The organism is Ruegeria sp. SAZD013 (assembly GCF_059612525.1).
In genome coordinates, this window is the sequence record NZ_JBXWQT010000035.1 from 112,887 (window position 1) to 122,743 (window position 9,857).

Annotated in this window: 8 protein-coding genes; 3 read left to right on the plus strand and 5 right to left on the minus strand. The window is 57.1% G+C overall.

Annotation, left to right across the window (positions count from 1 at the left end; translation table 11 throughout):
• Nucleotides 1–49: 49 nt before the first annotated feature.
• The 3 genes from AC2FLU_RS17535 to AC2FLU_RS17545 all read right to left on the minus strand — a co-directional run bounded on the left by AC2FLU_RS17535 (nucleotide 50) and on the right by AC2FLU_RS17545 (nucleotide 4,321).
• A complete protein-coding gene (locus AC2FLU_RS17535) occupies nucleotides 50–1,513 on the minus strand; it encodes an AMP nucleosidase (protein WP_480606033.1) in 1,464 nt (487 codons plus the stop codon).
• Nucleotides 1,510–3,312, minus strand: coding sequence for an adenine deaminase (gene ade, locus AC2FLU_RS17540; protein ID WP_480555073.1), 1,803 nt, complete (start codon nucleotides 3,310–3,312; stop codon nucleotides 1,510–1,512). Before ade ends, AC2FLU_RS17535 begins: the two co-directional genes overlap by 4 nt.
• 139 nt (nucleotides 3,313–3,451) lie before the next feature.
• A complete protein-coding gene (locus AC2FLU_RS17545) occupies nucleotides 3,452–4,321 on the minus strand; it encodes a LysR family transcriptional regulator (protein ID WP_480555072.1) in 870 nt (289 codons plus the stop codon).
• A gap of 114 nt (nucleotides 4,322–4,435) precedes the next feature.
• Here AC2FLU_RS17545 and AC2FLU_RS17550 point away from each other — a divergent pair, with 114 nt between their 5' ends.
• Complete coding sequence (locus AC2FLU_RS17550) at nucleotides 4,436–5,191, plus strand: class II aldolase and adducin N-terminal domain-containing protein (protein ID WP_480474622.1); 756 nt, start codon at nucleotides 4,436–4,438, stop codon at nucleotides 5,189–5,191.
• Nucleotides 5,192–5,211: 20 nt separating this feature from the next.
• Complete coding sequence (locus AC2FLU_RS17555; RefSeq protein WP_496812061.1) at nucleotides 5,212–6,201, plus strand: sterol desaturase family protein; 990 nt, start codon at nucleotides 5,212–5,214, stop codon at nucleotides 6,199–6,201.
• Between the two features lie 22 nt (nucleotides 6,202–6,223).
• On the opposite strand, the gene AC2FLU_RS17560 is transcribed toward AC2FLU_RS17555, so the two are convergent.
• Nucleotides 6,224–6,856, minus strand: coding sequence for a class I SAM-dependent DNA methyltransferase (locus AC2FLU_RS17560; RefSeq protein ID WP_480474626.1), 633 nt, complete (start codon nucleotides 6,854–6,856; stop codon nucleotides 6,224–6,226).
• 87 nt (nucleotides 6,857–6,943) lie between these two features.
• On the opposite strand from AC2FLU_RS17560, the gene AC2FLU_RS17565 reads away from it, so the two are divergent.
• Complete coding sequence (locus AC2FLU_RS17565) at nucleotides 6,944–7,789, plus strand: SDR family oxidoreductase (protein ID WP_480519731.1); 846 nt, start codon at nucleotides 6,944–6,946, stop codon at nucleotides 7,787–7,789.
• Nucleotides 7,790–7,794: 5 nt separating this feature from the next.
• Here the strand turns inward: AC2FLU_RS17565 and AC2FLU_RS17570 are convergent, their stop codons facing one another.
• Nucleotides 7,795–9,414, minus strand: coding sequence for a GMC family oxidoreductase (locus AC2FLU_RS17570; protein WP_480555070.1), 1,620 nt, complete (start codon nucleotides 9,412–9,414; stop codon nucleotides 7,795–7,797).
• Nucleotides 9,415–9,857 lie beyond the last annotated feature (443 nt).

Below are 9,857 nucleotides of genomic sequence, written 5' to 3' on the forward strand. Positions count from 1 at the left end.
AGTAGCGCAGAAACCCCTAAAAATATGGGGAAAACGTTGCTTTTTTGCGTCAGAGGAAGGCAGTTTCGTCGAAGGAACGCAATTTCCGGCTGTGCAAACGCTCTAACGGCATGCCACGCAGGTGCTCCATGGCGCGTATCCCGATCATCAAATGACGGCTGACCTGGGTGGTATAAAAGGACGACGCCATGCCCGGCAGCTTTAGTTCGCCGTGCAGGGGTTTGTCCGAAACGCACAACAATGTGCCGTAAGGAACGCGGAAGCGATAGCCGTTCGCGGCGATGGTGGCGCTTTCCATATCCAGCGCGATGGCCCGCGACTGGCTGAGGCGCTGAACCGGCCCGGATTGATCGCGCAGTTCCCAGTTGCGATTGTCGACCGATGCAACTGTTCCCGTCCGCATGATCCGCTTCAGTTCATACCCTTCCAGCTCGGTCACCTCGGCCACGGCGCGTTCCAGCGCGACCTGAACTTCGGCCAGGGGCGGGATGGGCACCCAGACCGGCAGGTCATCATCCAGAACCTTGTCATCACGTAGATATGCATGGGCCAGAACGAAATCGCCCAATGCCTGCGTGTTGCGCAATCCGGCGCAATGGCCAACCATCAACCACGCGTGCGGGCGCAGAACCGCGATATGGTCGGTCGCAGTTTTCGCATTCGAGGGGCCGACACCGATGTTCACCAAAGTAAGACCCGAACCATCTTCACGCTTCAGATGATAGGTTGGCATTTGCGGCAGTTTCAGCGGTTGCTCGATTTCTGCGTCCGGCTCCGTGATCTCAACATTCCCGGTCGAGACAAAGCTGGTATACCCGCTGCTGGGATCAGCCAACTGCTCACGGGCGTAGTTCTCGAATTCCGAAACATAGAACTGATAGTTCGTGAACAGAACGTGGTTCTGAAAATGCCGGGCATCTGTCGCTGTGTAATGTGCCAGTCGCGCAAGTGAATAATCGACGCGCTGGGCAGTAAACAATGACAAGGGCCCGACGGCGTCTTCATGATCGTGCACGCCGTTAACGATGTCGTCATTCGTGGTGGTCAGATCCGGCACGTCAAACACATCGCGCAGGGTGAAAGCAGCCGCCCCCTGATGCGGCACAACCAGACCTGACGTATTCGCCACGGCAAAATGCACCGGAATAGGTGTGTCCGACGCTGCAATCGTCACCGGTTGGTCGTGATTCTTGATCAACAGGGCAATCTGCTGGGTCAGGTAGGACCGGAATAAATCCGGGCGCGTTACGGTTGTAGCGTGAACACCGGGTTCCGCCACATGCCCAAAACTCAGGCGGCTGTCGACTTGAGCATAGGTCGACGTCATTATGCGAATCTCGGGGTAATAGGCCCTGTATCTGGCGGTTGGTGCTCCATTTTGCAGTACCTTCGAGAAGCTGTCGCACAGAAATTCTGTTGCTTGAGTGTAAAGCTCCTCCAGTCGCGCAACTGCGGCTGCGGGATCGGTGAACTGTTCTGGCGAAAGGGCCTCAGGTGTCAGGAGTGTCGTCATGCCAAGGGTTCCAGAAGATCAATTTTTTTGAATGTGCGCACGTCAACCAGCCCGAGATCAGAGATCCTGAGTTCCGGTATGACGACCAACGCCAGCAGCGAATGTTGCATATATGCGTTGTTCAGATTGCAGCCACATTCCTGCATGGCTTGAACCATCCTGTCCGCCTTGGCCGCAACTTCAGCGGCCGGGCTGTCGGACATCAGACCGGCAATGGGAAGTTCGACCATCGCCAGTTCCTGGCCGTCCCGGAAGATCGTGATGCCGCCACCCACCTCGGCCAGTCGATTCGCGGCCAGCGCCATCTGTTCACGGTCCGTGCCGACGACGATCATGTGGTGACTGTCATGTGCCACGGTCGAGGCCATGGCCATTTTTCCCTGATATCCAAACCCCGAGACAAAGGCATTGGTGACGCCCCCTGTCGCCCGGTGTCGTTCGACCAGTGAGATCTGACATACGTCACCCTCACCTTCAACAAGCCCGCCGATAATCGGCAATTCGGCTTTCAGCGCTTTAGTGGGGGCCTGGTTTTCTACCACGCCAATGACGTTGGCCCTTACCTTGTTTGCGCCCTTCGGCGCCGTGATCTCAAAATCGGTCGAGGTCAGCGCATGCTTCAGATGAACCGTGCGACGTGCCTTGTCGGGCCAGTTTAGATGGGGGCAATCAACCTTGATCACCCCGTTTTCCGCGACAACCTGCCCGCGCGCTATGACCAGTTCGACCGGCAATTCGGTCAGGTCAGAGCTGAGGATGATATCCGCCCGTCGTCCCGGCGTGACCGATCCAATCTCGCGTTCCAGACCGAAATGCGTGGCGGTGTTGATCGTCGCCATCTGCACGGCAACAAGCGGGTCACAGCCGCAGGCAATGGCGTGGCGCACGACGCGATTCATATGCCCTTCATTGACCAGCGTTGCAGAGTGGCAGTCATCCGTGCACAGGATGAAATTGCGCGCATCCAGGCCTTTCTCGGTTACTGCGGTAATCTGGCTTTCAACGTCATACCAGGCCGAGCCCAACCGCATCATCGAACGCATTCCTTGACGAACCCGTGCGATGGCATCCGCTTCGCAGGTGCCTTCGTGGTCATCGGCAGGTCCGCCAGCCACGTAAGCCGCAAAATCAGGCCCTAAATCAGGGGATGCGTAATGCCCGCCAACAATCTTTCCTGCCCGCTGCGTGGCCGCAATCTCGGCCAGCATCTTGGGATCGCCGTGAATCACGCCGGGGAAGTTCATCATTTCACCCAAGCCGATGATCCCGGGCCATTTCATCGCCTCGGCGACGTCTTCGGGGGTGATTTCATAGCCTGTCGTCTCTAACCCCGGTGCAGACGGCGCGCAGGAGGGCATCTGAGTGAAGATGTTGACCGGCTGCATCATTGCTTCGTCATGCATCATGCGCACACCATCCAGCCCCAACACATTGGCGATCTCGTGCGGGTCGGTGAACATACTGGTTGTGCCATGAGGGATCACCGCGCGAGCAAACTCGGCGGGGGTCAGCATCCCCGATTCGATGTGCATATGCGCGTCGCATAAGCCGGGCAGGATATAGCGGCCTTGCGCGTCGATAACCTGTGTCTCTGGTCCGGTACAATGCGAGGCGTCTGGACCGACAAATGCAATCCGGCCTGCGGCGATTGCAACAGAATGGTTCGGCAGCAGTTCGCGGCTGTGCACATTTACCCAAGTCCCACCCGTTATTACCGTATCTGCTGCCTCACGTCCGGCAGCAACTGCGATCAATTTGGGGGCGACATCGGGCCAAGTTGGGAAGGGTGTGTTTTCCATGGCTCAACTTTCACGAATGCGCGCGCGGGTGCAACCCCGGTTCTTCACTACTGCCGACGGATCACAATCCTGCAAATCTGCCCAACCCGGCCATCGAAAGCTGACATAGGTGCCGACAGCGCCCAGGAACCCGTCGAGTTTACGTTTCGGACCCGAATTCTCGCCGTATCCAGTTCGCAAAGGTGACGGCCCCGGGCGTATCCTCAGCCTGAGGGGAGAGCAGCAGATAATACGCCTCGGGCATCGGGGCGCGATGCTCAAATGGTGCGATCAGCCGCCCCTGATCGATCAGGTGACCCGCGATGGTGTCATGGGCCAGGCACAGGCCACCTCCGGCCATCGCGGCTGACAAACAAACCAAATAGGTTGTTGCGTAGGTAATAGAAGGATTCTGCCAATTCAGACCCTGATCTTCCGCCCATGTCGCCCAGTTGATCAAAAGGTTGGAACAGTCGAACAGGGGTTTTTCCTGAAGGTCTTGCAGACACACCTGATATCCCGGCGCGCAGACGGGATAGTAATATTCAGAGCGCAGCATTTCTGTTCTGGTCGTATCCGAAGGTCGAAGGGAAAACCTGATCTCGACCGCTGCGCCTTCGGCCATCTCGCGCGGCTCCCACAACTCGGTGAAGATGTTCAGCTGAACATCCGGGTGTTCCGCCCGAAATAACGGCAGGCGCGGGGCCAGCCAGTTCACGGCGAAACTGATGTTGCACTGCACCTGTACCGCGTTCTGTTGCGCGCCAGTAACCGCCTGAGTGCCCCGTATCAGCGTCCGAAACGCCTCGCGCACCACCGGCAAATAGGTGATCCCGGCCTCTGTCAGCTCAAGCGCCTTCGGGCGTCGCAGGAACAATGGCTGACCCAGATGACCTTCCAGCGATTTGATCTGCTGACTGACCGCACTTTGCGTCATGTTCAGATCCCGCGCCGCGTCGGTGAATGACAGATGGCGGGCTGCGGCTTCGAATGTGCGCAGCCAGCCCAGCGGGGGAAGCCTGTTTTGCATCGACATAACTCCGGCATAAGTTCAGCTAATGGGATAGTTGCGTTTTTTTCGTTGGTCAAATTGCCGGACCAAATGCAGGCTTTGGTCATTCGCAGTTGTCAAAGGACTCCACACATGAGCCTCACTAGCCTTCGCCCCAATATCGACCATTGGTCAGAACGTGTGGACATGGCCGCAACCTTTCGCTGGACAGCCCGGCTGAATATGCATGAAGCCGTTGCCAACCATTTCAGTCTTGCTGTGAACAAAGACGGGACGCAGTTCCTTATGAACCCCAATCAGGCGCATTTCTCGCGTATTCGCGCGTCTGATCTGTTGCTGTTGAACGCCAACGATCCGGATGTGATGTCACAGCCCGGTGCACCTGATCCCACGGCCTGGGGCCTGCACGGCTCGATCCATCGCCATTGCCCACACGCGCGCTGCGTCATGCATGTGCATTCGATCTTTGCAACTGTTCTGGCCTCACTGGCCGACAGTACGCTTCCGCCAATCGATCAGAACACTGCGACCTTCTACAATCGCTACGTTGTTGACGAAGAATTTGGCGGGTTGGCTTTTGAAAGCGAAGGAGAGCGGTGCGCCGGGATGCTGGCTGATCCGAAAAAGAAGGTCATGATCATGGGCAACCACGGGGTTCTAATTACGGGCAGTGACCCGGCGGATACCTTTAACAGGCTCTACTATTTCGAGCGCGCTGCCGAAACATACATCCGGGCACTGCAAACAGGTCTGCCCCTGCGGGTGCTGTCGGATGAGATTGCCGAGAAAACAGCGCAGGAACTGGACGACTACCCCGATCAGGCCGAAGCGCATCTGCGAGAGATCAAGGCAATACTCGATGCAGAAGGCTCGGATTACGCAACCTGATGCAAGACAGAGTGACCGACATGCGAGATACCGCGCAGGACCCCGAAGCCGCCTGCTGGCATTACCACCCCGACGGGCCAGTAGGCCTCAATCCGCTGTTCAGTTGGCCGCCGCGCCCATCCGCCGTGCTGAAATGGTACGGCGGAGCGTGGTTGCAAATCACCGCCCTGACCCTGTGCATGACTTTGGCCGTCATCGCCTATGCGTTCTTTTTCCCTGAGTTAGAGACGATGAAGAGCTTTGCACCCGGCTGGATGTTCAGGATTTGGTTGCTGAACATGGTGCCGCAAACTCTGATAGCAGGAAGCCTGCACTGGTGGCTGTACATGCGCAAAGGGCAGGGGATGTACAAAAAGTTCGATCGAAGAGACCTGACGCGGGACAACGGAACATTCACATTCCGCAATCAGGTCTGGGATAATATCTGGTGGACGCTGGGCAGCGCCATGACGGTGGCGACCATTTACCAGTGGGTCATCTTTTGGGCGATGGCAAATGGCTGGGTTCCGACGATTACCTGGGCCAGCGCGCCGGTGTGGTTTGTGGTTTGGATGCTGTTCATTCCCATGTGGTCCGGCCTGCATTTTTACTGGGTGCACCGGCTGGAACATCATCCCAGGCTTTATAAACATGTGCACGCGGTCCATCACCGCAATGTCAATACCGGGCCGTGGTCAGGGATTTCGAATCACTGGTATGAAAACATGCTGTATTTCACGACGTATTTCATCCACCTGATCGTGCCATCCCATCCGCTGCATGTGTTGTTTCACAGCTCGTTCCAGCAGGTCAGCCCGATACTGTCCCATTCTGGGTTCGAGAAGATAAAGGCCGGTGAGACCGAAGCCGCGCGGGCGGGCGACTTTTTTCACCAGCTCCACCACCGGTATTTCGAGTGCAACTACGGCACATCCGAAATTCCTTTCGACAAGTGGTTTGGCACCTATCACGATGGCTCGGCCGAGGCGACGACACGCACGCGCGCTTACAAAAAGCAGATGTATACTTGACGCGGCTGGACCTGTCCGGGGCCTAAACCCGTTCGAACAATGCAATGAAGGCCGTGTCATCCTTGTTTGGACCCGCGGCAAGATCACCGTAGATGCGAACCTCGGGCAGGGTCAGGTTGCGAATCTGATCCTGTTCCAGTTCGTGCAGCTTGCCCTTGAAGCCCATCTTTTCGAAATGGTGGGCGTTTATTGACAGGGCGAACGTCGCGCCTGACCGTGCGACGCGAAGCAGGGCGGGTAATACTTCGGGACCCAGATGGCCATGCGTGAACGTGCCAGATGACACGATGCCGGAGTAGCTGTCAGGCGGAACCGGGATGCCATGGGTCAGGTCAGCCTCGATCGCGTCCCGGTAGATATCCTTGCGCATAGCCTGTTCCAGCATTTCCGAACTGATATCCGTGGCATCAATCGGCCCAACGCCAAGCCCAGACAACACCGCGCCGCATAGGCCCGTTCCCGCACCGACATCCAGAACCGGCCCCTGACCGCCCGCGCCCACAAACGCCCGTGCGGTATGGATATGAAGCTGATAATCCTCACGCGCGGCAAAGCTGTCGTCATAATCCCCGGCCCATTCCGCATAAAGGCGTTTGTTTTCGTCCGGAGAGCTCAGCGCGTAGGCAGAATGCAGGTCTGGTTTCTTTTTGCTCATATCCACAGAAAGGCGCATCAGAAGATTCGATTCAAGTGCGTCCATGCGGCGCTTGCATCCCGATGCGCTGAAGCCCATCAACGGGGCATGACCAAGACACTCTTCTCATTTGGCCACGGCTATTCTGCGCAGGCCCTTTCCCGAATTCTTGCCCCGAAAGGCTGGCAGATTTTTGGCACCACACGAGATGGCGAAGGCGCAGATGCGATACGTGCCTCTGGCGCGGACCCGCTGATCTGGCCCGGTGAGGTCCCAAATCTGGATGGGGTGACGCATTTGCTGATCTCAACGGCACCGGGCGAGGCGGGCGATCCGGTACTGGCGGCGCTGGGCGATGAGATCCGAAAACGGGCAAGTCAGTTCACATGGGTGGGCTATTTATCGACAACGGCTGTTTATGGCGATCATCAGGGCGGCTGGGTTGACGAAGACACCCCGCCAACACCGACCGCCAAGCGTGGAAAGTGGCGCATGCTGGCTGAAGAGCAATGGGCGGCTGTGCCGGGCCTGCCTGTTCACATCTTCCGTCTGGCAGGGATATACGGCCCAGGTCGTGGGCCGTTCTCCAAGCTCACACGCGGTGGGCTGCGGCGCATCATCAAGCCGGGGCAAGTGTTTTCGCGTATCCACGTGGATGACATTGCGCAGGTTCTGCAAGCCTCGATGACAAGGCCGAATCCGGGCAGTGTTTACAACGTATGCGACGATGAACCTGTCCCGCCACAGGATGTCATCGGGTATGCCGCCGAATTGCAGGGGCTTCCTCTGCCCCCGGCGGTTTCATTTGACAAGGCTGACCTGACACCGATGGCGCGCAGTTTTTATAACGAGAACAAACGCGTCCGAAACGACCGGATCAAGGATGAGTTGGGTGTCGAATTGATCTATCCAAACTACCGGGTGGGGTTGGAGGCGCTGATGAAGGACCGGTAGGTTCTTTACTGCGCGGCTGCTTTAATCATATCCGAGGCTTTTTCCGCGATCATTATTGTTGGCGCGTTTGTGTTTCCCGATACCAGCGTTGGCATCACCGACGCATCAACCACACGCAGCCCCTCGATCCCCCGCACCCGGAGTTCAGGATCCACAACCGCCAGATCGTCGGTGCCCATCTTACAGGTGCCAGCCGGGTGATAGATCGTGTCGGCACGGGCGCGGATATGCCCCTCCCAATCGGCGTCGGATTTCGCCGTATCGGTTCCGAACATCTCTTTGTGCCGATATTTGGCCAAAGCCGGCGCTTGCAGGATGTCTCGCGTCATTCGCGCGCCTTTGATCATGGTGTCCAGATCTCGTGCATCTGAAAGAAACCCCGGATCGATGACAGGCATTGCCATTGGGTCCGCGCTGCTCAGGCCAACGGTTCCCCGACTTTCCGGGCGAAGCTTGCAGATATGACAGCTGTACCCGTAACCGTAATGCAGCTTGCGGGCGTGATCATCGACCATTGCGATGGTGAAATGCAGCTGGATATCCGGGCGTTTCAACTCGGGTGAGGTCTTCAGAAACGCCGCCCCTTCGGCAAACGGTGTGGCCGCCATTGACACACCGGTCTTGCGCCACTGACGGATGTGCTTCAGCAGTCGCACCGCTGCTGTCGCGCCGATCCCAAAGTTGTTCGTGTCTTTGGTTCGGTAGGTCAGCGTAAAGTCGAGGTGGTCCTGCAAATTCTGCCCCACACCCGGCAGTTCATGCAGAACAGCGATCCCGTGCGTTTCAAGATCAGCGCTTGCTCCAATCCCTGAGACTTGCAGCAGTTGAGGTGTTTTTAATGCTCCCGCGCACAGGAGAATCTCGCGCGTGGCGGTAACGGTGGTGTCTGCCTTTTTGCCTTTGACCCTGAAAACAACGCCAGTTGCGCGCTTACCCTGAAAGACCAGCCTTTTCGCATAGGCATGTGTAATGACCGTCAGGTTCGGGCGGTTGGCAATCGGGAACAGGTAACCCGCAGCCGCTGAGCACCGCTCTCCATTCTTTGAAGGGTCATGATACTGCGTTACCTGGTACACCCCGACACCTTCGTTATCGCCTCGGTTGAAATCTTCAGTGTGGCGATGTTGGAGTTGCTGCGCGGCTTCAATGAACGCGCGGGTGATCGGGCGAGGTTCTTTTTGCTGTGACACCTGTAACGGGCCTTTGTCACCATGCCAGCTGTCTGCACCAAGCTCATTGTTCTCGGACCGTTTGAAATACGGCAATACGCTGTCCCAATCCCAGCCGTCGCAGCCCAGATCGGCCCACCCATCATAATCCTGCCGCTGACCTCTGACATAAAGCATCGCGTTGATCGCGCTCGAACCACCCAGTGCTTTACCGCGGGGTTGATACCCCCGGCGTCCGTTCAACCCGAGTTGCGGTATGGTTTCAAAAGCCCAGTTGTTGATCTTGGGGCGTCCCGGAAGGGTTGCCACGACAGCTGCCGGCACCCTGACAGTCAGGCCCTTTCCGTTCCCGCCTGCTTCGAGCAGGCAAACGCGTGAAGCCGGGTTCTCGCTGAGGCGGTTTGCAAGAACGGATCCTGCCGACCCGCCGCCCACGATGATATAGTCGAACTGCATGCTGGCTTCCCTACTATCAGAACCATTGATGCGCTGGTCCGCTGTTCGCCATCCGAGCCAGGCTTCCCTGAGACTGCGTCAATTGAGTGAAAAAACAATTGTGACCTGAAGTCAGTTTCCAAGTGTTCTTCGACATTCAGCGAAACGGTACGCCCGCGTCGATCGAAAGACTCAAGACGGATATCAATGTCGTCGTTTGCTGTCGGGGCCGACGATTCCAGCCAAAGCGCAGATTTCACCCACTTCTTCTGATGAGCCTGCACCTTAAGTGGCTGGCGGAAATCGCAAAATAAACGTTTAAGTATTTGAGTTATAATAATTAATTTAGAATTTAGTGAGAAAAGCAAAGTTTTTTCAAAATGGGGGTTGCGGGTAGGGAGTCTAATCCGTAAATACCCCTTCACCGGCGCAGCTGAGGTTGGCCTGACGGACTGGAAAGACGG

What these genes read in the sequence shown, in the direction of transcription:
- ade (WP_480555073.1), bottom strand. Translation starts at nt 3,312, where the DNA reads ATGGAAAACACACCCTTCCCAACTTGGCCCGATGTCGCCCCCAAATTG.
- AC2FLU_RS17545 (WP_480555072.1), bottom strand. Translation starts at nt 4,321, where the DNA reads ATGCAAAACAGGCTTCCCCCGCTGGGCTGGCTGCGCACATTCGAAGCC.
- AC2FLU_RS17555 (WP_496812061.1), top strand. Translation starts at nt 5,212, where the DNA reads ATGCGAGATACCGCGCAGGACCCCGAAGCCGCCTGCTGGCATTACCAC.
- AC2FLU_RS17535 (WP_480606033.1), bottom strand. Translation starts at nt 1,513, where the DNA reads ATGACGACACTCCTGACACCTGAGGCCCTTTCGCCAGAACAGTTCACC.
- AC2FLU_RS17550 (WP_480474622.1), top strand. Translation starts at nt 4,436, where the DNA reads ATGAGCCTCACTAGCCTTCGCCCCAATATCGACCATTGGTCAGAACGT.
- AC2FLU_RS17560 (WP_480474626.1), bottom strand. Translation starts at nt 6,856, where the DNA reads ATGAGCAAAAAGAAACCAGACCTGCATTCTGCCTACGCGCTGAGCTCT.
- AC2FLU_RS17570 (WP_480555070.1), bottom strand. Translation starts at nt 9,414, where the DNA reads ATGCAGTTCGACTATATCATCGTGGGCGGCGGGTCGGCAGGATCCGTT.
- AC2FLU_RS17565 (WP_480519731.1), top strand. Translation starts at nt 6,944, where the DNA reads ATGACCAAGACACTCTTCTCATTTGGCCACGGCTATTCTGCGCAGGCC.